The organism is Massilia cavernae, assembly GCF_003590855.1.
GTDB classification, from domain to species: domain Bacteria; phylum Pseudomonadota; class Gammaproteobacteria; order Burkholderiales; family Burkholderiaceae_D; genus Telluria_A; species Telluria_A cavernae.
Map to the genome: position 1 here is coordinate 1 of NZ_QYUP01000108.1, position 23,100 is coordinate 23,100.

A 23,100-nucleotide genomic window follows, 5' to 3' on the forward strand; every position below is an offset into this window, starting at 1 on the left:
CGCAGCGCTACCTGATGAAATTGTTGGGTACTCCATCCCCGGCGCCAAACGAATAGAATCGAACCAGCGGCATAACAACAAGGAGGAAGGCAATGGACCTGATCTTGTGGCGTCATGCAGAAGCGGCCGAAGCCGAGCCTGGCCAGCCCGACATGCAGCGCGCCCTGACCGGCAAGGGCCAGAAGCAGGCGCGCCGCATGGCCGAATGGCTGGAATCGCAGCTGCCCGAAAGCTGCAAGGTGCTGGTCAGCCCCGCGCTGCGCACCTTGCAGACGGTCGAGCCGCTGGGACGAAAATTCAAGGTGCAAGCCGAGATCGGCCCCGGCGCCGACCCGCGCGAGCTGCTGCGCACGGCGAACTGGCCGAACGCCAGGGAGGCGGTGCTCATTGTCGGGCACCAGCCGACGCTGGGCCAGGTGGCGGCACTACTGATGACGGGCGCCCCGGCCTATTGGGAAATCAAGAAAGCGGCTGCGTGGTGGTTCGTCCAGCGCGAGCCCGGGGACCCGGAAAGCCTGTATCTAAAGGCGGTAATGGGTCCGGACCTGATTGTGAAATAAGTGTTTCGCCCCCCTTGTAATGGCGCAGCCATCTGCTAAAGTTTAAGTGTGTCAATCATCAAGGGAGGCGTCGAAGGCGACGTTGTTCATCATGTTAAGCATGCTCGTCATCGCCATCTTAGGAGGCATGGTCGGGCTGGTCCTCTACGAACTGGTTGAAGAGGTCCGCGGAGGAAAGCACGAACTGCATGATCGCTATCACGAATAGCACAAGGTCCGTTATGGACTATAAATAAAGCGGCAAGGCCTTAGTCAGGCGCTTGCCGCTTTTGTCTTGTGGGGGTGCCGGCCCGCGGCGCCGGCCGCTCACACATGCAGCAGCAAATGCTCCCTCTCCCAAGGCGAGATCACGGTCATGAACTCCAGGTGCTCCTGCTCCTTGATCGCCGCATATACGTCGATGAAGCGCTGCCCCAGCACTTCGGCAAGCTTGTCCTCGGCGCCCAGCATGCGCAAGGCCTCGGGCAATCCCTGCGGCAGTTCAAAATCCAGGTGCTGCGCGTTGCCGGCCGTGATATCGGTCGGTTCCAGCTGTTCCATCATGCCCAGGTAGCCGCATGCCAGGGTGACGGCGAAGGCCAGGTAGGGATTGGCGTCCGAGCCGATGACCCGGTTCTCGATGCGCCTGTCTTCCGGGCGCGACACCGGCACCCGGAATCCCACGGTGCGGTTGTCGGTCCCCCACTGCACGTTCACCGGCGCATAGGTATGCCGCACGATGCGGCGGTAGGAATTCACATATGGCGCGGCCAGCGCCATGGCCGCCGGCATGTAGCGCTGCAGGCCGCCGATGTAATGATGGAAGGCCTTCGACGGCGCGCCGCCCGCATCGCTGAACAGGTTGCGGCCGCTGGCGTTCTCGCGCACGCTCTGGTGCACATGCATCGCCGACCCGGGCTCGCCGGCCATCGGCTTGGCCATGAAGGTCGCATACATATCGTGCTTCAGCGCCGCCTCGCGCAGGGTGCGCTTGAAGTAGAACACATTGTCGGCCATGCCGAGCGGGTCGCCGTTCAGGAAGTCGATCCCCATCTGCCCCGCCCCCAGCTCGTGGATCAGGGTGTCCACTTCGAGCTGCATCATGTCGCAGTAATCGTAGATATCCTCGAACAGCGGGTCGAACTCGTTAACCGCGTCGATGCTGTAGATCTGGCGGCTGGTTTCCGGCCGGCCGCTGCGGCCGATCGGCGACCTGAGGGGCTGGTTGGGGTCCATGTTCTGCGCGGTCAGGTAGAACTCGAGCTCCGGGCCGATGACGGGCGACCAGCCGCGGTCGGCGTACAGCTTGAGCACCCGCCGCAGCACCGAACGCGGCGCAAAATCGACCAGCGTGCCGTCCGCGAAAAAGCAGTCGTGGATTACCTGCGCGGTCGGTCGACCGCCCAGGGGACGACGGCGATGGTGGCCGGGTCGGCGCGCAGCACCATGTCGCGGTCGGTAGAGGAAATCGCGCGCTCGTAGGCGGCGTCGCCAGCAGGATAGTTGCCGGTCACCGTCATGCCGAGCACGGCTTCGGGCATGCGCATGCCGCGTTCTTCGGTGAATTTGGTACGCGGCAGGATCTTGCCCCGGGCTACGCCGGTCAGGTCCGGCACCAGGCATTCGATTTCGGTGATGCGGCTCTCGTCGAGCCACTCGTCCATGTCGCTGTAGCTAAAGTTCCGGCGCATGCGGTCCAATCTCCCTCTTCAGGCCAGGGCCAGGACCAGGCGGAACGGATGCATTCAGTGCGCGGCCGGCCCTGCGGGAGCCCTGGCATATTGAATGACGATTATAGTCCAGCCGGCCGGAGCGCGGCTTCCGGCAGGGTGGCACGCGGCTAGCGCAGGAAGCGGGTCAGTGCGGACGAGGCTGCGGGGGCGAGCCCGGAAAACGACAGCGACACCTTGAAGTCGCCGCTGCTGAAGATGCAGGAGCCGACCTTGACGGCGGTAGACACCGGGGTCGATGTACCGTCGACCAGCAGGTCGAAATTGATGGTGGCGGCCAGGCCCACCGGAAGCGGGCCGGGCACCGCCACCGACATGCCGGCGGCGCCGATGTCGACGGTGCGCACCAAAATGGGGCTGGCACCGGCCACGGCAAGCACTGCCTTGACCTTGAAAATCTTGCGGCTCTTACGCTGTTCAACTAACACGGCAAATCACTTTTCTGGGCAACACTGACACAAGCATCATTATATATGCAGGGCAAAATTGCTGCCGTGCATCGCCGTGAAGTCAGTCGAGTTCGCGCAACTTGTTGAAGGCCTCGTCGATACGTTCGACCGCCACCACGGTCATGCCCTCGATCTTCTGCTTCGGCACATTCGATTTCGGGATCATCGCGATCGAGAAGCCCAGCTTGGCCGCCTCGCGCAGGCGCTCCTGGCCGCGCGGCGCCGGACGGATCTCGCCCGCCAGCCCCACTTCGCCGAACACCACCAGCCCGCGCGGCAGCGGCTTGCTGCGCATCGAAGAATTAATCGCCAACAGCACCGCCAGGTCGGCTGCCGGCTCGCTGATCTTGACGCCGCCGACCGCGTTGATGAACACATCCTGGTCGAAAGCGGCGATGCCGGCGTGGCGGTGCAGCACGGCCAGCAGCATCGCCAGCCGGTTCTGCTCCAGTCCCACCGACAGGCGGCGCGCGTTGGGCAGGTGGCTGGTGTCGACCAGCGCCTGGATCTCGACCAGCAGCGGGCGCGTGCCCTCCTGCGTCACCATCACGCAGGAACCGGGCACCTGGCTGTCGTGCTGCGACAGGAACAGCGCCGACGGATTCGACACCCCTTTCAGGCCCTTCTCGGTCATGGCGAACACGCCCAGCTCGTTGACTGCGCCAAAGCGGTTCTTGATGGCGCGCACCAGGCGGAAGCTGGACTGGGTGTCGCCCTCGAAGTACAGCACCGTATCGACGATGTGCTCGAGCACGCGCGGTCCGGCCAGCGCGCCTTCCTTGGTGACGTGGCCGACCAGGATGATGGTGATGCCGGTCTGCTTGGCCACGCGGGTCAGCTGGGCCGCGCACTCGCGCACCTGGGCCACCGAGCCGGGGGCGGAACTGAGCGCGTCCGAATAGATGGTCTGGATCGAGTCGATCACCGCCACGTCGGGCTTGAGCGTGTCGAGCGTGCCGAGGATCTTTTCAAGCTGGATCTCGGCCTGCAGCTTGAGCTCCTTCGCCTCGACGTTCAGGCGGCGCGCGCGCAGCGCGATCTGGGCGCCGGACTCCTCGCCGCTGACATATAAGGTGTTCTTCACCTGCGAGATATTGGCCAGCGCCTGCAGCAGCAGGGTCGACTTGCCGATCCCGGGGTCGCCGCCGATCAGCACTACGCCGCCCGCCACCAGGCCGCCGCCCAGAACCCGGTCGAATTCCTCGATGCCGGTGCCGAAGCGCGGCACGTCGATCGCCTCGATGTCGGTCAGCGACAGCACCGGCGCGGTCTGCGCCAGGCCCTTGTACTGCTGGTTCGACAGTCGGTTCAGGCCCGGCGCCTCGACCACCGACTCCACCATCGTGTTCCACTGGTGGCAGGAGGTGCACTGGCCGGTCCACTTGTTGCTGATGGCGCCGCAGTCGCTGCAGGTGTAACTGGTTTTCGCCTTAGCCATGCGCCGCCAGCTCCCCTTCGGCCACCTGCACGCGCGGCGCCAGTGCGCACATCAGCTCATAGCCGATGGTGCCGGCCGCGTTGGCCACCTCGTCGATCGGCAGGCCGGCGCCCCACAGCACCACCTTGCTGCCGACGCCGGCGTTGGGGATATGGGTGAGGTCGACCGTCAGCATGTCCATCGACACGCGGCCGACCAGGGTGCTGCGCAAGCCGTCGACGACCACCGGGCCGCCATGCGGCGCGTGGCGCGGGTAGCCGTCGGCATAGCCGCAGGCGACCACGCCGATCCGCATCGGTCCTTCGGCCTGGAAGCGGCTGCCGTAGCCGACATTATCGCCGGCGACGATCTCCTGCACCCCGATGATCTCGCTGGACAGGGTCATGGTCGGCAGCAGGCCGAAGTCCGCAGCCGCCTTGCCGCCGGGCGTGCCGCCGTATAGCATGATGCCGGGACGGACCCAGTCGTTCGACAGTTCGGCGTCCAGCTCGGCCTGGTGCAGCACGCCGCCCGAATTGGACAGGCTGCGCGGGCCGTCGATGCCGTCGGCGCCGGTACAGAATCGGCGCACCTGCTCGCGCACGGTCAGGCGCGGGTGTTCCAGTTCGTCGGCGTTGGCGAAGTGGGTCATCAGGGTGATCTCGCGCACGGCGGGAATCGCGCGCAGGCGGCGCCAGGCGGCCTGGAACTGGTCGGGGCGGAAGCCCAGGCGGTTCATCCCGGTGTTCATTTTCAGGTGCGCGTCGATCGGGCGCTCGAAGCTGGCCTGCTCCAGGATCGCGATCTGTTCAAGGCAGTGGACCGCGCTGTTGAGATTGTATTTACTGAGCAGTGGCGCGTCGCTGGCGTCGAAGATGCCTTCGAGCAGGAGCACCGGGCGGGTCCAGCCAAGCTCACGCAGGCGCACCGCGTTCTCGGTTTCGATCAGGGCCAGGCCGTCGGCGCCGGCGAAACCGCGCATGCCGCGTTCCAGCCCGTGGCCGTAGGCATTGGCCTTGACCACCCCCCACACTTTCGCGCCGGGCGTGCACTCGCGCACGCGGGCCAGGTTGTGCTGCATCGAATCGAGGTGGATGGTAGCGCGGAGCGGCCGTGGCATAGGAAAAAAGCGAAGTTTGCAAGAGGATCTATTCTACCGGACGCAGCCCGTTTGCCGCTGTGGATTTCTTTGGGTTCAGGTTCATTCATGGTATAAAGCAACCCACACTTGTTTTAGAGCTTTCGAATGAATCGTGGTTTTTATACCATCATGGCGGCGCAGTTTTTTTCGTCGCTGGCGGACAATGCACTTCTGTTCGTAGCGATCGACCTGCTGATCTCCATGAACGCACCCGCGTCGCTCACGCCGCTGCTGAAACTCTCCTTCGTCCTGTTCTACGTCCTGCTCGCCGCCTTCGTCGGCGCCTTTGCCGACTCGATGCCCAAGGGCCGGGTCATGTTCATCGCTAACCTGATCAAGATCTTCGGCTGCTCGCTGATGGTGTTCGCCATCCATCCGCTGCTGGCCTATGCGGTGGTCGGTTTCGGCGCGGCTGTCTACTCGCCCGCCAAATACGGCATCCTCACCGAACTGCTCCCCCCCGAAAAACTCGTCGAAGCCAATGGCTGGATCGAAGGCCTGACGGTGATGTCGATCATCCTCGGCACCGTGCTGGGCGGGACCCTGGTCAGCGCACACGGTTCGGCCTTCATGCTCGGCTACGACCTGCCCTTCCTCGACACGGGCATCGACACCACCACCGAGGCCGCGCTGGCGGTGGTGGTGATGATCTACATCCTGGCCACGCTGTTCAACCTGCGCATCCCCGACACCGGCGCCGTGTACGCCCACCAGGAACGCAACCCGGCCAAGCTGATTGCCGAATTCGCGACCTGCTGCGGCACGCTGTGGAAGGACAAGCTGGGCCAGATCTCGCTGGCCGTGACCACGCTGTTCTGGGGCGCCGGCGCCACGCTGCAGTTCATCGTCCTGAAATGGGCCGAGAAATCGCTCGACATGCCGCTCGATAAAGCCACCACGCTGATCGGCGTGGTCGCGCTGGGCGTGGCGCTGGGCGCCGCGGCTTCCGCCAAGATCATCCCGCTCAAGAAGTCGCTGACCGTGGTCCCGCTCGGCATCGCGATGGGCGTCGTCGTCATGTGCATGCCGCTGGTGCAGTCGTTGGTGCTGGCATACCCGCTGCTGATCCTGATCGGCGTGCTGTCCGGCTTCTTCGTGGTGCCGATGAACGCACTGCTGCAGCATCGCGGGCACGTCTTGATGAGCGCCGGGCACTCGATCGCGGTCCAGAACTTCAACGAAAACCTGTCGATCCTGACGATGCTGGCGATCTACGCGATCATGATCACGCTGAACCTCGACCTGAACATCATCGTCGTGCTGTTCGGCGCCTCGGTGGCCGGCATCATGTTCCTGATCATGAAGCGCCACGCGATGAACCAGAAAGAGCACGACTCGCTGGCCCTGATCGGCGAGCACAAGCACTAAGGAAGATCGCCCCGGCGGCTGTCCGGCCGGCCGCATGTCATGGGCAGGTAACATAAATGTAATACTCTCCCTTTCTCACGAGTAGTTAAATGCACTACGTTTTTCGCATGAGGAAATGGGAGTCAAGCATGTTGCAGAAACGCCTTCGGCAAATTATCGAACGACAGGAACTGACGGCGCTGTTTCAACCGATCATCCATATGCAATCGGGCGAGATCATCGGCTACGAGGGCCTGATCCGGGGTCCTTCGGACAGTCCCCTGCATTCCCCGCTCAACCTGTTCCGCGTCGCAGCCGCCTCCAAGCTGAGCGTGGAAGTCGAGCACCTGTGCCGGAAGGTTGTGATCGAGGCCTTCGCAAAAATGGCGCTGCCGGGAAAGCTGTTCCTGAACGTCAGCCCCGAATGCCTGCTCTATCCGAACATGGAACATGGCGAAACGCTGGACTACATCCAGCGCTTCGGCATCAGCCCGGAACGCGTGATCATCGAGCTTACCGAGAGCCAGCCGACCTACGATTACGAGCTGCTGGGACGTGCCGTCGCCCACTACCGCGCAATGGGCTTCGAGATCGCCATCGACGACCTTGGCGAGGGCTTTTCCAGCCTGCGCCTGTGGTCCGAACTGCGCCCCGCCTACGTCAAGATCGACATGCACTTCATCCAGGGGATCAACCTCGACAAGGTGAAGCTGCAATTCGTTCAATCGATCCAGCACATCGCCGAGGCGACCAACACGATGGTCATCGCCGAAGGCATCGAAACCCAGACCGAGCTGCTGGTCATCCGCGACCTGGGCATTGCCTGCGGACAGGGATATCACATCGGACGGCCCAGCGGGAGCCCGGCCCTTGCCGTGTCGCCGGAAATCGCCAAGACCCTCGGCTACAAGGGCGTAGCCGTGTACCCCCAGGAGAAAATCAACCGCCAGCACAACGCCACCGCCTTGCGCCTGCTGCGCATCGTCCAGCCGGTACCGCCGACGATGAGCAACAACGACGTGCTGAAAATATTCGTCCAGGCGCCGGAGCTGGAGGTCATCCCGGTCGTCGAAAACGGCCTGCCGCTCGGCCTGATCACGCGCCGCAACCTGGTGGACCGGTTCGCGATGGAGTTTATCCGGGAACTGCATGGCAAAAGGCCGTGCAGCATGTTCATGGACGCGGCCCCCCTGATCGCCGACAAGCACACCAAGCTGCAGGACCTGAGCCGGCTGGTCGCCAGCGGCGACCGTCATCACCTGTTCAACGGATTCATCATCACCGACCAGGGACAGTATCTCGGCATGGGCACCGGGCACGACCTGATCGGCGAAATCACGGAGATGCAGATCGATGCGGCCCGCTACGCCAATCCCCTGACGCTGCTGCCGGGGAACGTACCGATCAACGAACATATCGAACGCCTGCTCGAGAACGGCGCCCGCTTCAGCGCCTGCTATGTGGACCTCGATGCATTCAAGCCGTTCAACGATACCTACGGCTACCGCAAGGGCGACGAGGTGATCCAGTGCATCGCCAAGATCCTTGAACAGGCATGCGATCCGCTGAGGGATTTCGTCGGCCACATCGGCGGCGACGACTTCCTGATACTGCTGCAAAGCGAGGACGTCGAACAAAGGTTCAAGGCCATTATCGATACCTTTGCCCTCGAGGTCAGCCAGTTCTTCAGCCGGACGGACATCGCGCGCGGCGGCTACTTCAGCGAGGACCGGCGCGGGATCGCAGTGCTCAATCCCCTGATCACGGTCTCGCTGGGCGCGCTGAAAGTCGAACCCGGCCAGTTCGTTTCACACCATCAGATCGCCACCGCGGCGGCTGACGCGAAGAGGCAGGCGAAGCGTATTCCAGGCCACAGCTTGTTCATCGAAAGGCGGGGCGCTCCGGCCGCCCAGGCAGCGCTGCCGCCCCCGGTGGACCGCGCGCTGATGGAGCTCACCGTTTAGGCCGTGGCCTGCAAGCGGGTCGCGGCGCGGGCGCGCCAGTTGTCGGGAACGATGAAACCGCGCGAGGTTTCGATCTCGGTGGCGCCCTCCGCCTTCACGACGGCTACCAGTGCGGGCATGTCGGCGCCGCCGAGGGCCTCGCATAGCCCTTCGCGGTCGAGCACCACTTCGGCGCCCTCGCCGCGGTAAGGCGCCAGCCATTGCATTCGCGGCAGGACGACGAAGCGCTCGCCCGCCAGCGCCGGCACTTCGGCCAGCGAACACCAGAAGCCATTGCAATGGGTGGCGGAGATGCCGCCCATGTGGGCGTGCACGCCCACCGGATAGAACAGCCAGCCCTTGACTAGCGCGCGCGCCCGCAACACGGGCAGCGGAAGCTGCGCCTTCGCCTCGGGACGCGTGCCCAGCTCGAGTTGCTTGCTGAAGATCTTGCGCATCTTGGCGCCCAGGCTGTCGGCCAGGTTCGGCCCGACGAAGGTGTCGAAGCGCGAAGCGCTTTCGCCTTCCAGCAGGTAGAACTTGGTGGCGAATTCGATGTGTTCGACGCCGCCAGGTCCGGCATCGAGCAGGAAGTCGAACTCGCCGACCGTGCCGCTGCCGTTGCCGGCGCCGCGCACCTGCAACCCATGCGCCACCAGCTGGCCGCGCTCGCGGAAGTAGAAGGCCATCAGCTTTTCAGCGTACAGGCCGATGCGGGTGTAGGCACGTTCGCCGAGCGCGGCATCCAGCGCGGAGGGATCGGCGTCGAGCCGCGCCAGCCATGCGGCGACGCCGGTATCGGCCTCGCCGAGCGACGCGATCTTTTGTTCCCAGTGCGGGTGCTGAGGGTCGAGCAGGTCGGGCGCGTCGAGCAGCCAGGCCAGGGTGCGCACATGCGGGCGCCGCAGGTGTCCCCAGCGGCGCTCGAACAGCGCCTGGTAGCTGTCAGCCGGCGCGCTCATCGTGCGCCTTCGCCAGGCACAGGTCGGCCCACGCCATCGCCTTGTCGCCGCCACGCCGCAGCAGCTCGCCCGGGTGCAGAGTGGCGACCAGCGGCAGGCCGTTGATCTCGTGGACCTGCCCGCGCGAGCCGGCCAGCGGTTCGGCCAGCGGCTTGCCGAGCAGGCCGTTGGCGGCGATCTGGCCCATCGTCAGCACCAGGCGCGCGCCGGTCAGCGCGGCTTCGCGTTCGAGGAATGGCCTGCATGCGCGCGCTTCGTCGACGGTCGGGGCGCGGTCGCCTCCGCTGGCGGTGCTTGGCCGGCATTTGACCAGGTTGGTGACGTAGGCATTCGACTCGCGCGACAGGCCGACCGCGGCGAGCATGTTCACCAGCAGCTTGCCGGCCTCGCCGGCGATCGGCTGGCCTTCCTTCTCGTCGGCCTGCGTCGTGGCGCCGGCGGCGACCATCCATTCCGCCTGTAGCGCGCCGTTTCCATAGACGGCCTTGCGGCCGTCCGCGCACAGGCCGCAGCGCGTGCAGCTGGCGATGGCGGCGCGCAGCTGCGCCCAGTCCATGCCGGCGATTTCTTCGTCGGTGGCGGCGGCCGGCACCGCAGGATCCGCCCAGGCCGATCCAGCGGGCTGGGGATGGCTCATCGGGGCACGCGGTTCGTGGCCGGCCTGGTAGATGGGCGGCGGCGGAAGCATAGGCGCTGGCGCCGCCTCGGCCGGCGCTGGCACGGCGGCAGCTTCGGGCGCGCTTTCAGGCGCGGCCTCGTCGCCCGCGCACTCGCGCAGCGTCCACAAGGGACCGATGCCCATCTCTTCCAGGAACGCCGCCGTGCGGCGCGGCGTGGCGCTCATAATTCCAGCCTCATCACAATCGCATCCTCGCGTTTTCCGTCATGGGCAGGATAGTACCCCTTGCGGCGCCCGATTTCGGTGAATCCGTACATCTTGTAGACCTTTAGTGCGCGCTCGTTCGATGGCCGCACTTCCAGCAGGATCGAATGCATCGCCAGCCCGCGTGCGCAAGCGACCGTTTTATCGAGCAGGTAGCGGCCCAGCCCCTGCCGCTGGCGGTCGGCCGCGACCGCGACGTTGAGCAGGTGCGCTTCGTCGACCGCGGCCATCAGCAGGAAGTAGCCGGCCAGCTTGCCATCCGGGTCGCGCAGCACCCAGCCATGATAGCCGCTGGCCAGCGAGTCGGCGAAATTCCCGCGCGTCCACGGGTGCGGATACACCGTCAGTTCCAGCGCGAACACGTCGTCGACGTCGGCCAGCACCATCGGCGCGTAGCGCAACTGCTCGTGCCCAGCCGTCATGCGGCGGCCTTGCCGGCATTGATCGCCTGGCGCTCGGCGCTGGTGTAGGCGACCTTGTTGCGCAGGTAGATCGGCTGCGCTTCGGCGGCCGTCACGGCCTGTCCAGCCGCCAATGCCGGCCCCGCCAGTTGCGCCAGTTCGCGCGCATGCGGGAGGATTGTGTCCAGCGCCCCGGCGGCGAAGCCGCGGCCGGCGAATGCTTCCGGATACGCGGAGAAGCCGTTGCCGCAAGCGGCGAGCGGCGCCGCCACCGGGACCGGGGAAACGTCCGCCGGTGCGCACAGGGCCGGTTCCGCCACCACCTTCAGGCCGCCGTCGTAGTGGTACTGCGCCCAGTAAACCTCGCCCATGCGCGCGTCGAGCACGGCGAGGATCTCGGTGGCGCCGCTTTGCTGGTGGCATGCCAGCGCCACCGCTTCCAGCGTCACCATCGGCACGACCGGCAGGTTGGCGCCAAAGGCCAGGCCCTGCGCGATGCCGCAAGCGGTGCGCACGCCGGTGAACGAGCCGGGGCCGGCGCCAAAGGCGATGGCGTCGCATTGCTGCAGCGTGAGGCCGGCTTCGGCCAGCAGTTCCTGCACCATCGGCAGGATGGTTTGCGAGTGCGTGCGCACGCCCGCGGATTCGCGCGCCAGCACGGTATCGCCGTTCAGGAGCGCGCAGGAGGCCAGCTCGGACGAGGTTTCAATTGCGAGGATGATAGACATACCGTATTTTAACCCGGCCAGCCTGAGCTGGCAGCCCTGCGGCGGCCGTTGTAGAATGCGGCTCATGCCCAGCCTGACAATCGACGCCGACAACCGCGCCACCATCACGCAAGCGCTCGACGAGGGCCGCTGGGTGGTGGCTTGCCTGTGCGCGGCATGGTGCGGCACTTGCGCGTCCTACCGCGCCGCTTTCGACACCGTGGCCGAGCGCCACCCCGACAAGCGGTTCGCCTGGATCGACATCGAGGACCAGGCCGACTTCGTGGGCGACCTCGACGTCGAGAACTTCCCGACCCTGCTGATCCAGCGCGGCGACACCGTCGCCTTCTTTGGCACCATGCTTCCGGATCCGGCGCTGGCCGACCGGCTGGTCATCGCGACCGCCGAACTCCCCGATGAAGAACTGGCGCGCCTGGCCGACAGCAGTTCGGAACGGCGCGAGTGGCAGCTGGAGTGCAACCTGCGCACCCTGGCCGACGCAGCGGGCACGTAAGGAATCGTCGCGCCGCTGCCCTCAGGTCAGCGCCTTCGCGTTCCAGGCTTCGAACAGGATCTCAGGCATCACCGGCTTGCTGTAGTAGTAGCCCTGCGCCAGGTTGCAGCCGTGGCGCAGCAGGAAGTCCGCCTGCTCTTCGGTCTCGACCCCTTCCGCGATCACCGACAGGTTCAGGCTCTTGCCCAGCTGGATGATCGCGATCGTGATCGCCTCGTCGTTGATGTCGGTCGAGATGTCCTTGATGAAGCTGCGGTCGATCTTGAGCGTCTGCACCGGCATCTGCTTCAGGTAGGCCAGCGACGAATAGCCGGTGCCGAAATCGTCGATCGCCAGGCCGACGCCGATGGCGTGCAGGTCGTTGATGAAGGCCAGCGCGTCGCCGGTGTTCATGATCACGGATTCCGTCACTTCCAGCTGCAGCCGGTGCGGATCGAGCCCGGTTTCCTTCAGCACGTCGGCCACCATGGTCGCGATGCTGCCGCGCTCGAACTGCTTGACCGACAGGTTGACCGCGATCTTCGGCACCGCCAGGCCCTGCGCTTCCCACGCCATCATCTGGCGGCAAGCCTCCTGCAGCACCCACTTGCCAAGCTGGCTGATAAAGCCGATGTCCTCGGCCAGCGGGATGAAGCGGATCGGCGGCACCACGCCCAATTCCGGGCTGTTCCAGCGCACCAGCGCCTCGACGCCGACCAGGCGGCCGGTGTCGATTTCGACTTGCGGCTGGAAGTTCAGGAAAATCTCGTTCTTGTCGATCGAGCGGCGCAGCATGGCTTCGAGGCGCAGGCGCTCGACGCCCTCGCCCGTCATCGACGGCGCGTAGAACTGGTAGCCGTTGCGGCCGCGCGCCTTGGCCTGGTACATGGCCACGTCGGCATTCCGGATCAGCATGTTCAGGTCGGTCGCATCGTTAGGATACAGGCTGATGCCGACGCTGCTGGTGACAAACAGCTCGTAGTCCGACACGATGAATGGCTGCTCGAACATCGTCATCAGCTTCTCGGCCACCTGCCCCGCGCCAAAGGCCCCATCGACGTTCTCGAGCAGGACGATGAACTCGTCGCCGCCCAGGCGTGCCAGCGTGTCGCCGTCGCGCAGGCGCTCCGACAGCGCCCTGGCGACCTGCTTGAGCAGCTCGTCGCCCACATGGTGGCCGAGCGTGTCGTTGACGTTCTTGAAGCGGTCAAGGTCGATGAACAGCACCGCCAGCTGCTCGCTGTCGCGCGCGGCGCGCAGCAGCGCGTGCTGCAGGCGGTCGTGGAACAGCAGCCGGTTTGGCAGCGTCGTCAAGGCGTCGTGATGGGCCAGGTGGTCCAGCTTTTCCTGGGTTTCCTTGACCGCGGTGATGTCGCTGAACACACCAACGTAATGCGTGATGCGCCCGTCGTTGCTGCGCACCGCGGAGATGGTCAGCCACTCCGGATACACCTCGCCGTTCTTGCGCTTGTTCCAGATTTCACCGCGCCAGAAACCGGTCGCCTGCAGATCGTCCCACAGTGCCTGGTAGAAGCGCTCGTCGTGGCGCGTCGAGCGCGTCAGCGTCGCTTCCTGGCCGATCGCCTCATGCTCGGTGTAGCCGGTGATCTGCGTGAAGGCCGGATTGACGGCGACGATGCGGCCGTCCGGGTCGACCACCATCACACCGTCGGCGATGTGTTCAAGAACGGTGGCGGACAGGCGCAGCTTTTCCTCCGCCTGTTTGCGCTCGCTGATGTCGGCGTAAACCCAGATGCTACCGTCGTTCGGGTGGTACGGATCGAGCGCGCAGCCGCTGACAGCGCACCAGAAAGTCGAGCCGTCGCGCTTGCGGTACTCGCGTTCCTCGCTGAAGTCGCTGCCCGAGGCCAGGGTCTGGTACTGGCGCAAGCCGGCCAGCTCGTAGTCGATCCGCGACGGGAAAAACGCTTCGGTCGACTTGCCCGCGAGTTCGCCACTGCCGTAGCCGAACAGCTCCTCGCAGCGGCGGTTGGCCGACACCACACGGCGGCCGCGCACGAACATCACGCCGAACATCACGTTGTCCAGGATCGCGCTCTGCTCGGCCAGCAGGCCCTCGATCCGCATTTCGTTGTGTTTACGTTCGCTGATGTCGGTGATGATCCCGTCGACCCACTCCACGCTGCCGTCGGCGTCCAGGCGCGGATGGCCCTTTTCGCACACCCAGCGCTCGGTGCCGGTAGCGTCGAGGATGCGGTACTCGACCTCGTACGGGTTGCCGGTCTGGCAGGCATCGCGCACCGCGTTGTACTGCAGGCGGCGGTGCTCCGGGCAGATCAGGTCGGACCAGGCGTGCACCGAGCCGCGCATGAACTGCGCCGCGGGGTAGCCGGAAATGTCTTCGATGGCTTCGCTGACGAAGTCGACCGGGCCGCCCAGGCGCACGCGGAACACCGCGCCGGGCACCTGCGTCACGATGGTCCGGAAGCGTTCCTCGCGGCGCCCGATGTCCTCGAACAGGTGCTTGATCGCGATACGCATCTGCTCCATCTGGCTGCCCAGGCGGCCCAGCTCGTCCTTGCCCTCGAGGTCGAGGCGGGTCTCGAAATCGCCACGCGCCAGGCGGTCGGAGAAGGTCATTAGCGTGCGCATCGGCGCCATCAGGCGGCGGTTGAGGAACAGGATAATCAGCAGCAGCGAGATGGTGATCTGCCCCGCCAGCACCAGCGTGTACTTGGACTGCTTGGTACGCAGGTCCTGCTGGCTGCGGGCATCGTCCATCTCGACCAGGATGCGGCCGATACGCTCGCCGCGCACCAGGATATCGCGCTCGGCGCGGTAGACCTGGCCGACCTGGCGGTTGGGCGACTGCACGTTCATGAACTGGGTTTCGGCCTGGCCGATCACCTGGACGCGCAGCACGGACGGATCGCGCATGACCGATTCGACCAGCGAATGGGCCGATTCGGCGTTCATGTTCCACAGAGATTCCTGCATGCCGAGCGCGAGGATGTCGGCGTTGCGTTGCAGCGATTCGTTCAGCGCGGTCCGGGCCGACGTCTGCTCCTGGACGCCGATCAGCAGGTAGCTGCCGATCAGGGCCGGGAACACCAGCCCGCCGACGACGACCAGCAGCAGCGCTCCGTAGATGGAATGCCCGTACAGGCTCCCTAGCCTGGCGCGCAATTTTTGATAGGGAGTGCTATGCATGTGGTGGCAATACCATGTCTGCTATCCCCGGGACGGCCGAGACCTAATTTCTTCTGTGGCAACGATTCTTTCCATGCAACATTATCCCGCAATCGGCGGGACAAGTCACCCATCTTGCATGCAAGTCGTTGTAAGCATGCCCTTCCGCTAGCCGATTAGCAACAATTTTCACGCCCAACCGAGGTGGCACTCTGCTGTTATTATGTCGGCATCTTTTCAAGGGGGACATCGCAATGAGTTTTTCCATGTACGAGGCATCCGTGCCAGTTTTCAAGCAAATCCTGAACAGCCTGTCGGCCATCCTCGACAAGGCCGAAAGCCACGCCGCCGACAAGAAGATCGATCCGCAGGCGCTGCTGCAGGCGCGGCTGTATCCGGACATGTTCCCCTTCCTGCGCCAGGTGCAGGTCGCCTGCGACTTCGCCAAGGGCTGCGCAGCGCGGCTGGCGGGCGCGGAAGTGCCGCGTTACGAAGACAATGAAAAGAGTTTCGCCGACCTGAAAGAGCGCATCGAGCGCACGGTGGCATTCATCGAGAGCCTGCCGCACGACGCGATCGAAGCGAGCGAGCAGCGCGACATCGTCACCGGCAGCGGCGCATCGGCGCGCGAATTCAAGGGCCAGGTCTACCTGGTGCACTACGCGATGCCGCACTTCTACTTCCACGTCACGACCGCCTACGCCCTGCTGCGCCACAACGGCGTCGAAGTCGGCAAGAAAGACTTCATCGGCAGCTACTAAGCCTTAAAAAATCAAGGACTTACAAATCGGGGTCAGACCACCATTTCCGAGCAATGTTTCGGAAATGGTGGTCTGACCCCGATTTACGGAAATGGTGGCCTGACCCCGAAATATTTCTGATCAGGTGTTGCGGCGGGGGTAGCCCTGGGAGAGGATGCGCACCCAGACGGTCTCTTTTTGCTCGGCCGTCATCGAGACCCAGTGCGCGACTTCGACGACGGAACGCCCGCAGCCGCGGCAGATCTCGTCGAAGGTGGTCGAACAGACCGCCACGCAGGGGGTGTCCGGCCGCTCAGGCAGCTTTTCCATGTCGACTTCCTTAATGAGCAGGGCCGACATCGAGCTTGTCCCAGCCTTCATGGCCTAGTTTTTCCATCGTTTCAATATTCTTTTCGAAGATCTCGCTCGCTTCAGGGAAGGCTTCCACCGCGCGCTCGATACTGTCCTCACGTAGCAAGTGCAGGATCGGATACGGCGCACGGTTGGTGTAGTTGCTGATGTCGTTCACATCCGTATCCGCGAACTGATAGTCCGGATGGAAACTGGCCACCTGCAGCTCGCCGTCGAGGTGCATGTTTTCTACCGCGGCATCGGCCACGTCCAGGAATTCGTTGTAGTCGACGAAGTCGGTCAGCACGAAGGGGTGGATCAGCAGGGTCGTGTCGACTTCTTCCGCCGGCGTGTCGGACAGATACTGCAGCTCGTTCATCAGCGTTTCCAGCAACTCTTCCGGCGTGGTGGCGCTCGATACGACGTAGCGGACTTGCTTCTTGACGTGGACAGCCTTGGCGAAGGGACACAGGTTCAGCCCGATCACGGCCCTTTCCAGCCAGCGCTGGGTCGCCGCAATGACCTGGTCATCATCCGCGTTCGGATTGGTAGTGCTCATGGTGTTGCTTTCGATAAAGCGGGCGCTTTCGCGCAAAAAAGCGATTGTACGCACTCTTTGTGCCCGCTCATAGCTTGAGCTCCGATGCAGGGTACCTTGATCGATCCGCCCGCCAGCCAGACTCGTTTGCATTAATGACAAGCACGTGACGCTGTCGAATTGGCACGAACCCGACGGGTACGCGGATTTTCCCATAGGGCGACATCAACGATACCCGCGGGTGTACCCCGCAAACATCATCCAGATAACGGATGACAAATTGACATTTTATTTGCATACTCTCATTATTCAACGAACAACCACACCCAGAAGTTGCTGAAAAAAATGGCAGTGACGCGGTCAATTTGCTTGACTGTGGGAAGCAGTCCTACGTACACTCCGTCCTTGTTCCTCGTCAGTCCGCAACTCCGGGACGCAACAATGGAAAGCTATGCAAAATTACACCCGTACTACCGTTGCGCTGGCAGCACTGCTTGTTTCACTGGCTCCCATCGCCCAAGCTTCGGCCGACACCGCGCCGACCGTCCAGCAGCCTGTCACCACCGCGTCCCCGGTTGTAAAGCCTTCCCTCCAGCCCTTCCCTGCCATAATGGCGGAAGAGTACAAGGAAACCGACGTGTGGGGCCGTATCCGCACCGGCTACGCGATTCCTGACGTCGACAATCCGCTTGTTACCAAGCACATCAATTACTACAGCTCCCGCCCCGAATACCTCGCGCGAATTTCGACCCGTGCCTCGCGCTACATGTTCCACGTTGTCCAGGAACTCGAACAGCGCGGCATGCCGACCGAACTGGCGCTGCTCCCGATTATCGAGTCCGCCTTCAATCCGCAAGCCTATTCGAGCGCGGACGCGGCCGGCATGTGGCAGTTCGTGCCGGGCACCGGCAGGGACTACAACCTCAAGCAGAACATGTTCAAGGACGAGCGCCGCGGCGTGCTGGCCTCGACCGATGCTGCCCTGTCCTACCTGCAAAAGCTGTACGTCATGTTCGGCGACTGGCCGCTGGCTCTTGCCGCCTATAACTGGGGCGAAGGCAATGTTCAGAAAGCCATCAAGAAGAACCAGGCACTGGGCAAGCCAACCGATTTCGAGAGCCTGGCCGCGCTGATGCCTGCGGAAACCCGCAACTACGTGCCGAAGCTGCAGGCGGTAAAGAATATCGTCGGCAACCCGGCGCAGTTCGGCGTATCGCTGCCGGTCATCGACAACCAGCCTTACTTCACCGTCATCGACAAGACCAGCGACATCGACCTGGCCATCGCGGCCCAGCTCGCCGAGCTGTCGGTGGACGAGTTCAAGGCGCTGAACCCGCAGTTCAACCGCCCTGTCATTACCGGCGGTGAGAAGACCAAGATCCTGCTGCCGACGGAAAACGCCGAGAAGTTCCATGAGAACCTGGCCCAGTGGGGCCGTGCGCTGTCGACCTGGACCACCCACAAGATCACCGGCGCCAAGGTCACCATCGCTTCGCTGGCCTCGCGCTTCGGCACCACGCCTGAAGTGATCCGCCAGGCCAACAACATCCCGGCCCGCACCATGCTCAAGGCTGGCTCGACCATCCTGGTGCCGAAGACCTCGGCCACCATGCACACCGACATCGCCGAGCATATCGTCGACAACGCGGTGATGGCCTTCCAGGCCGAGCCTACCGGCAAGAAGCGCGGCAAGAAGATGAGCAACTCCCAGAAACTGAAGGCAAAAGTCGCTTCGATCAAGAGCAGCATGAGCCGTTCCTCGGCCAAGTCAAACAAGCCGAAGCGCCGCTAACCGGTTTTTACGCAAAGGCGCTGCGGTGCACCAAGTGTGCACCGCAGCGCCTTTTTCATTCATCACCTGCGCACGATCCGGGATAAACCGTGCAAGTACAGTGAAACTACTGTATAGTTCTATTTGTGCGCTGCAATACGTTTCTCGCAAATTAGCTTAGCGATGGCAATACGCAGTTACAAAAAAGTAAAACTAGCAGCTTCGCAAGCCTAGGCATGTCCGTCGGACAGCCTCAATAAAGCCCTCCCGCCTTGTGTGTCGCACCTGACACCGTCCCGGCGCAAAGCTTTTGTGCCGAAATTTCTTTTTCATCTCAGAGTTATTTCGTTGTGTTGGTTGGCGTTGCTATTTTGCGCTCGAAGGCCTTTGCCCGAGCGCTGATCTATACCGAAAGAAAAGAAAACAATGAGTTTTGAAGCATTAGGCCTCCACGCGTCCATCGTCAAAGCAGTCACCGACGCCGGCTACACCAAGCCAACCCCAGTACAAGAACAAGCCGTCCCTGCGGGTATCGCCGGCCGCGACCTGCTGGTCTCGTCGCAGACCGGTTCGGGCAAGACCGCAGCATTCATGCTGCCTGCCCTCCACAAGCTGGCTGCCGCTGAGCAATCGCCTGCCGCCCGTACCGCCGCGCAAGAAGCGCAGGCTGCCCGCGCCCGCGGCGAGCGCCCACGTTTCAAGGCAGCACAGCCGAAGATGCTGGTGCTGACCCCAACCCGCGAACTGGCGCTGCAAGTGACCACCGCGACCGAAAAATACGGTACCCAGATCCGCCGCATCCGCGCCGTGTCGATCCTGGGCGGAATGCCTTACCCTAAGCAGATGCAACTGCTGTCGCGCAATCCTGAAATCCTGGTCGCGACCCCGGGCCGCCTGATCGACCACATGGAGTCGGGCAAGATCGACTTCTCGCAGCTGGAAATCCTGGTGCTGGACGAAGCCGACCGCATGCTGGACATGGGCTTCATCGACGACATCGAGAAGATCATCGCAGCGACGCCGGAAGGCCGCCAGACCATGCTGTTCTCGGCAACCCTGGACGGCATGGTCGGCAACATGGCCCGCCGCATCACCAAGGATCCGATGGTCATCCAGATCGCCAGTTCCTCGTCCCGCCACGAAAACATCGTGCAGCGCGTTCACTTCGTCGACGACCTGTCGCACAAGAACCGCCTGCTCGACCACCTGCTGCGCGACGAAACCCTGGACCAGGCAGTTGTGTTCACCGCCACCAAGCGTGACGCCGACACCATCGCCGACCGCCTGAACATCGCCGGTTTCTCGGCTGCCGCACTGCATGGCGACATGCACCAGGGCGCCCGTAATCGCACGCTCGACGGCCTGCGCCGCGGTAACGTGAAGGTGCTGGTAGCAACCGACGTGGCAGCACGCGGCATCGACGTACCGAACATCACCCACGTGTTCAACTACGACCTGCCTAAGTTCCCTGAAGACTACGTGCACCGCATCGGCCGTACCGGCCGTGCCGGCCGCAACGGCCTGGCGATCTCGCTGGTGAACCATGCCGAAAGCATGAACGTCAAGCGTATCGAGCGCTTCACCAAGCAGCTGATCCCGGTGAACGTCATCGAAGGCTTCGAGCCAAAGCGCACCGCTTCGGCACCGCGTTCGGCGGCACGCCCAGGCAGCTGGAAACCGGGCGACAACCGCACCGGCGCCAAGCCAGGCCAGCGCACGTTCAGCAAGCCGGGCGCACCGCGCCGCGAAGGCTCGTCGACCGGCGGCGGCTACAAGGGTTCGAACCCGCGCTCGACCGACGGCGCCCGCCGCTCGTATGGCGACCGTTAATCGTCTAAACGGTCAAGCGAAAACAGGAACGGCTGCCTCGGCAGCCGTTTTTTTTCGTGGGCCCGGCAGGGTGCACTCACTTGGAGGTGCACGTCCTCTACTAGCCCAACAAAGGGAATGGTTAGCCGAAAAAGCAACCGCGAGAAGGAATCTGAAGGAAGTCCGAAACAAAACGCTGGGATGACGGGGACGCCGAGTTGTCAGGAACCGCATATGAGACGGCTACGCTGGATGCGAGGTCGCTAATCCTCGACGCCAAATACTCTCTTGCAAGTTTTCTTGCCAGAAAGTAACATAATAGTCGCCAAGAGATGCTCTATAGAACAGCTCTTTTGCTGTAGAAACCCATCAAAAAGGGATCAGAATGGCATTTAAAGACTGGAAAACAATCGTCACTGTCGTGTTTGTCGCGTTTTTCTATTCAACGGCGGCTCTAGCCGAAGTCGTGGAACCCATAAAAGTACGTTGGCAAAATACCGTACTGAGCCCTGTGATGTGGCCAGTCAACGAATTTGACGACCCAGTAACGGCGGCGAACACCTTCATCACGGCCCTGCAACGCCTACTTTAGTGATCCTCATCGCTGCACACTACTGGCTGTGTATCCAAAATCGGCAGCGGACCCCAATAAGGTCGCAAATTATAACGACACCTATTGGTTCTTCGACTATCGAGGGCATGACGGATCAATTTACGACACCATGGTCATTTACTCAATCGTATACTGTCCAGTGCGTACCACCCGGTACGCGAATTTAAAGTGCTGGAGAAATGCCCCACCACCTACACCGAAGAAGAATATTGTTTTGGACCCGGGCCATGGTTTGTCGTGTCCTCTGATTAGGCAACCGGCAGGAGCGGTCGGGGAAACCGAGTTTCCGCCGAATGATCCCCCATCAGGACGGTTGCGAGAAGATCACTTGACAATGGCTATTGCACTGGCGGCAAAGCAGCAGTTGTCCGCGAAGTACAATGTGATTCTCACGAAGGCAGACGTGAACTCCTGTCCAAACTATATAGATCGCGGAAAGATTGCCAACAACGCACGCGCAAGGGTCTTTGTATCAATTCATATCAACGCCCCGCTTCAGGTTATGGGCTATCCGGTACCTATCCCTGTGCCCTTCGTGAACGGGACATCTGTCCTCTATAACTCGGAGAAGCCATCGTCCAAGGCTCTCGCGGACTCGATGTCTGCTGCAGTTGCACAAAATTTGGGTGTCAACAACCGTGGGGCTGAGGTGCGTGACGATCTCGCCGTATTGAAGCCGACTGTGACCAATAACCCGATTCCCGCAGTTCTGCTCGAGGCGGCAAGACTTTCGGGCTCAGATGAGAAGGCGTTGCATTCAGCCGGCTCTGCCGGAAGAATAGCAACAGGCATTCAAACAGCAATCGAGGCCTTTGTCGGCAACTAATTAGGGGGACCCAGAATGAAGAACACTTTGAAAACTAGCTTGCTTTTGTTGGCCATGCATTCTTCCATTCCCGCAATTGCTTCGGATGGAAAGGTAGGCGTATCCGCAGCCTCTCCCGCTGTGTCCCCAACCACTAACGAAGTCGTGTTTTCAGCCGATTTGGATGGTCCTACCCGCTTGTGGGTGTCTGGTGTAGATGGGCGCAACCTGCGGAAGATCTCGAAGACTTGGCAAACGCAAACGAATATTTATGAGGTGGAGCCGGCCTGGTCTCCCGACGGCAAATATATTGCTTATGTCTCCATGGTAGATGGCGGAGCGGACATTTGGACAATGCAGGCAGATGGGGCATATCCAACCAGGCTGACGCGAAACGGTGCAAATAACACGCAACCAGCGTGGTCTCCGGACGGAACGAAAATTGTCTTTGTCTCCGACAAAGACGGGACGAAGGATCTTTGGGCCATGAAGGCGGATGGCACCGGATTGGCCAAGATTGTCGGCCTGCCTGGCGAGGAAAACAGGCCGAGTTTCTCTCCGGCTGGCGACAAGATCGTCTTTTCCGAAACTGACAACGGTGTGGCGAGTTTGATGACCGTTTCCGCCACTGGTGGTAACCGGCGCAATATAACCTCGGGAAATTTCCATGATTGGGACCCTCACTGGGGGCCATTCGGGATCGTTTTCTCATCGAATCGTGATGGCACCGGTCGATGGAAGATTTGGACGATACAGCCCGACGGCAGCGGACTTCGTCGTGTGGGCAATTTCACAGGGCACGAACCTGTCTGGACCCGCGATGGCCGGATCCTCTTCATGGATGAGATTGCCCAGTCGCGCGCGCTATCTTCAATCAGTGTGCTGAGCCCCTCGGACAATACACAGCGGCCTGTCGTTGACGTCCAGGGCTACCCGGCACCAATCGACATTCGCCCTGGATCGAGTTACAACAATGTAAATCCAAAAAGCCGCGGGAAGATGGAGGTAGCCATTCGCTCGACCAAGAATTTTGATGCAACGAAGAATGTAGTCCAGAGTACAATTTCCTTTGGACGCACAGGTAGCGAGACCAGCTTGAGCAGCTGCAACAAGAAGAGCACGGACGTCAATGGTGATGGTATTTCAGACCTTCGGTGCCGGTTTACTATCGAATTAGCGGGCTTTGCCCCTGGCGATGTAAGAGGCGTGCTGCGCTTTATCAGTACTGACGGCCGGCCGTTCGAGGGAAGTGACATGATCACGGTTGTTCCCCACGACGATTCCAGCGACTTCAAGAACGACGACTAAGAA

Annotated in this window: 20 protein-coding genes and 1 pseudogene; 10 read left to right on the forward strand and 11 right to left on the reverse strand. The window is 62.5% G+C overall.

From position 1 onward, the window contains the following. Positions 1-92: 92 nt before the first annotated feature. Complete coding sequence (gene sixA, locus D3872_RS10975; RefSeq protein ID WP_119810803.1) at positions 93-560, forward strand: phosphohistidine phosphatase SixA; 468 nt, start codon at positions 93-95, stop codon at positions 558-560. A 306-nt stretch (positions 561-866) separates the two neighbouring features. Here sixA and D3872_RS10980 read toward each other — a convergent pair. From D3872_RS10980 to alr, 4 genes and pseudogenes are all read right to left on the reverse strand, one after another. Further along, positions 867-2,203: pseudogene (locus D3872_RS10980) on the reverse strand (glutamine synthetase family protein). Positions 2,204-2,379: 176 nt separating this feature from the next. Further along, a complete protein-coding gene (locus tag D3872_RS10985) occupies positions 2,380-2,697 on the reverse strand; it encodes a PilZ domain-containing protein (RefSeq protein ID WP_119810804.1) in 318 nt (105 codons plus the stop codon). An 82-nt stretch (positions 2,698-2,779) separates the two neighbouring features. Then, the gene (radA, locus tag D3872_RS10990) at positions 2,780-4,156 is read right to left on the reverse strand and encodes a DNA repair protein RadA (protein ID WP_119810805.1); all 1,377 of its coding nucleotides are present in this window, start codon (positions 4,154-4,156) and stop codon (positions 2,780-2,782) included. Further along, a complete protein-coding gene (gene alr, locus D3872_RS10995; protein WP_119810806.1) occupies positions 4,149-5,255 on the reverse strand; it encodes an alanine racemase in 1,107 nt (368 codons plus the stop codon). Before alr ends, radA begins: the two co-directional genes overlap by 8 nt. A gap of 126 nt (positions 5,256-5,381) precedes the next feature. On the opposite strand from alr, the gene lplT reads away from it, so the two are divergent. Both lplT and D3872_RS11005 read left to right on the forward strand, forming a co-directional pair. Further along, positions 5,382-6,644 carry a lysophospholipid transporter LplT gene (gene lplT, locus D3872_RS11000; RefSeq protein WP_119810807.1) on the forward strand — a complete coding sequence of 421 codons (1,263 nt, stop codon included), beginning with the start codon at positions 5,382-5,384 and terminating at the stop codon, positions 6,642-6,644. Positions 6,645-6,772: 128 nt separating this feature from the next. Beyond that, a complete protein-coding gene (locus tag D3872_RS11005; protein WP_229459273.1) occupies positions 6,773-8,587 on the forward strand; it encodes a GGDEF domain-containing protein in 1,815 nt (604 codons plus the stop codon). On the opposite strand, the gene D3872_RS11010 is transcribed toward D3872_RS11005, so the two are convergent. Genes D3872_RS11010 through tsaB form a run of 4 tightly spaced genes read right to left on the reverse strand, consistent with a single transcriptional unit; the run spans position 8,584 to position 11,540 of the window. After that, positions 8,584-9,528 (reverse strand): DUF1853 family protein, encoded by a 945-nt coding sequence (locus D3872_RS11010; protein WP_119810809.1) that lies wholly within the window; start codon positions 9,526-9,528, stop codon positions 8,584-8,586. The two genes, D3872_RS11005 and D3872_RS11010, sit on opposite strands and share 4 nt — an antisense overlap. Then, the gene (locus D3872_RS11015) at positions 9,512-10,372 is read right to left on the reverse strand and encodes a uracil-DNA glycosylase (RefSeq protein WP_119810810.1); all 861 of its coding nucleotides are present in this window, start codon (positions 10,370-10,372) and stop codon (positions 9,512-9,514) included. Before D3872_RS11015 ends, D3872_RS11010 begins: the two co-directional genes overlap by 17 nt. Then, positions 10,369-10,833 (reverse strand): ribosomal protein S18-alanine N-acetyltransferase, encoded by a 465-nt coding sequence (gene rimI, locus D3872_RS11020; RefSeq protein ID WP_119810811.1) that lies wholly within the window; start codon positions 10,831-10,833, stop codon positions 10,369-10,371. The genes D3872_RS11015 and rimI overlap by 4 nt, the downstream gene beginning before the upstream one ends. Then, positions 10,830-11,540, reverse strand: coding sequence for a tRNA (adenosine(37)-N6)-threonylcarbamoyltransferase complex dimerization subunit type 1 TsaB (tsaB, locus tag D3872_RS11025; protein WP_119810812.1), 711 nt, complete (start codon positions 11,538-11,540; stop codon positions 10,830-10,832). The genes rimI and tsaB overlap by 4 nt, the downstream gene beginning before the upstream one ends. 64 nt (positions 11,541-11,604) lie before the next feature. On the opposite strand from tsaB, the gene D3872_RS11030 reads away from it, so the two are divergent. Then, positions 11,605-12,033, forward strand: a complete 429-nt coding sequence (locus D3872_RS11030; protein ID WP_119810813.1) for a thioredoxin family protein — start codon at positions 11,605-11,607, stop codon at positions 12,031-12,033. Between the two features lie 21 nt (positions 12,034-12,054). On the opposite strand, the gene D3872_RS11035 is transcribed toward D3872_RS11030, so the two are convergent. After that, the gene (locus D3872_RS11035; protein WP_119810814.1) at positions 12,055-15,183 is read right to left on the reverse strand and encodes a bifunctional diguanylate cyclase/phosphodiesterase; all 3,129 of its coding nucleotides are present in this window, start codon (positions 15,181-15,183) and stop codon (positions 12,055-12,057) included. A 233-nt stretch (positions 15,184-15,416) separates the two neighbouring features. On the opposite strand from D3872_RS11035, the gene D3872_RS11040 reads away from it, so the two are divergent. Then, the gene (locus D3872_RS11040) at positions 15,417-15,923 is read left to right on the forward strand and encodes a DUF1993 domain-containing protein (protein ID WP_119810815.1); all 507 of its coding nucleotides are present in this window, start codon (positions 15,417-15,419) and stop codon (positions 15,921-15,923) included. A 120-nt stretch (positions 15,924-16,043) separates the two neighbouring features. On the opposite strand, the gene D3872_RS11045 is transcribed toward D3872_RS11040, so the two are convergent. Further along, complete coding sequence (locus D3872_RS11045; protein ID WP_119810827.1) at positions 16,044-16,232, reverse strand: DUF1289 domain-containing protein; 189 nt, start codon at positions 16,230-16,232, stop codon at positions 16,044-16,046. 10 nt (positions 16,233-16,242) lie between these two features. Continuing rightward, a complete protein-coding gene (locus tag D3872_RS11050) occupies positions 16,243-16,812 on the reverse strand; it encodes a DUF1415 domain-containing protein (protein WP_119810828.1) in 570 nt (189 codons plus the stop codon). 430 nt (positions 16,813-17,242) lie between these two features. Here D3872_RS11050 and D3872_RS11055 point away from each other — a divergent pair, with 430 nt between their 5' ends. The 5 genes from D3872_RS11055 to D3872_RS11075 all read left to right on the forward strand — a co-directional run bounded on the left by D3872_RS11055 (position 17,243) and on the right by D3872_RS11075 (position 23,097). After that, positions 17,243-18,583 (forward strand): transglycosylase SLT domain-containing protein, encoded by a 1,341-nt coding sequence (locus D3872_RS11055; protein WP_119810816.1) that lies wholly within the window; start codon positions 17,243-17,245, stop codon positions 18,581-18,583. A gap of 405 nt (positions 18,584-18,988) precedes the next feature. After that, positions 18,989-20,392: a DEAD/DEAH box helicase gene (locus tag D3872_RS11060; protein ID WP_119810817.1), complete on the forward strand. Its 1,404-nt coding sequence runs from the start codon at positions 18,989-18,991 to the stop codon at positions 20,390-20,392. A 364-nt stretch (positions 20,393-20,756) separates the two neighbouring features. Next, a complete protein-coding gene (locus D3872_RS11065; RefSeq protein WP_119810818.1) occupies positions 20,757-20,963 on the forward strand; it encodes a hypothetical protein in 207 nt (68 codons plus the stop codon). A gap of 130 nt (positions 20,964-21,093) precedes the next feature. Next, a complete protein-coding gene (locus D3872_RS11070) occupies positions 21,094-21,810 on the forward strand; it encodes an N-acetylmuramoyl-L-alanine amidase (protein ID WP_119810819.1) in 717 nt (238 codons plus the stop codon). Positions 21,811-21,825: 15 nt separating this feature from the next. Next, entirely contained in the window at positions 21,826-23,097 is a 1,272-nt protein-coding gene (locus D3872_RS11075; RefSeq protein ID WP_119810820.1) for a TolB family protein, read from the forward strand. Positions 23,098-23,100 lie beyond the last annotated feature (3 nt).

Bases quoted from the DNA above. Each gene is read 5' to 3' on its own strand.
- sixA (WP_119810803.1), top strand. From the start codon at position 93: ATGGACCTGATCTTGTGGCGTCATGCAGAAGCGGCCGAAGCCGAGCCT.
- radA (WP_119810805.1), bottom strand. From the start codon at position 4,156: ATGGCTAAGGCGAAAACCAGTTACACCTGCAGCGACTGCGGCGCCATC.
- alr (WP_119810806.1), bottom strand. From the start codon at position 5,255: ATGCCACGGCCGCTCCGCGCTACCATCCACCTCGATTCGATGCAGCAC.
- lplT (WP_119810807.1), top strand. From the start codon at position 5,382: ATGAATCGTGGTTTTTATACCATCATGGCGGCGCAGTTTTTTTCGTCG.
- D3872_RS11005 (WP_229459273.1), top strand. From the start codon at position 6,773: ATGTTGCAGAAACGCCTTCGGCAAATTATCGAACGACAGGAACTGACG.
- D3872_RS11010 (WP_119810809.1), bottom strand. From the start codon at position 9,528: ATGAGCGCGCCGGCTGACAGCTACCAGGCGCTGTTCGAGCGCCGCTGG.
- D3872_RS11015 (WP_119810810.1), bottom strand. From the start codon at position 10,372: ATGAGCGCCACGCCGCGCCGCACGGCGGCGTTCCTGGAAGAGATGGGC.
- rimI (WP_119810811.1), bottom strand. From the start codon at position 10,833: ATGACGGCTGGGCACGAGCAGTTGCGCTACGCGCCGATGGTGCTGGCC.
- tsaB (WP_119810812.1), bottom strand. From the start codon at position 11,540: ATGTCTATCATCCTCGCAATTGAAACCTCGTCCGAGCTGGCCTCCTGC.
- D3872_RS11030 (WP_119810813.1), top strand. From the start codon at position 11,605: ATGCCCAGCCTGACAATCGACGCCGACAACCGCGCCACCATCACGCAA.
- D3872_RS11035 (WP_119810814.1), bottom strand. From the start codon at position 15,183: ATGCATAGCACTCCCTATCAAAAATTGCGCGCCAGGCTAGGGAGCCTG.
- D3872_RS11040 (WP_119810815.1), top strand. From the start codon at position 15,417: ATGAGTTTTTCCATGTACGAGGCATCCGTGCCAGTTTTCAAGCAAATC.
- D3872_RS11045 (WP_119810827.1), bottom strand. From the start codon at position 16,232: ATGGAAAAGCTGCCTGAGCGGCCGGACACCCCCTGCGTGGCGGTCTGT.
- D3872_RS11050 (WP_119810828.1), bottom strand. From the start codon at position 16,812: ATGAGCACTACCAATCCGAACGCGGATGATGACCAGGTCATTGCGGCG.
- D3872_RS11055 (WP_119810816.1), top strand. From the start codon at position 17,243: ATGCAAAATTACACCCGTACTACCGTTGCGCTGGCAGCACTGCTTGTT.
- D3872_RS11060 (WP_119810817.1), top strand. From the start codon at position 18,989: ATGAGTTTTGAAGCATTAGGCCTCCACGCGTCCATCGTCAAAGCAGTC.
- D3872_RS11065 (WP_119810818.1), top strand. From the start codon at position 20,757: ATGGCATTTAAAGACTGGAAAACAATCGTCACTGTCGTGTTTGTCGCG.
- D3872_RS11070 (WP_119810819.1), top strand. From the start codon at position 21,094: ATGGTCATTTACTCAATCGTATACTGTCCAGTGCGTACCACCCGGTAC.
- D3872_RS11075 (WP_119810820.1), top strand. From the start codon at position 21,826: ATGAAGAACACTTTGAAAACTAGCTTGCTTTTGTTGGCCATGCATTCT.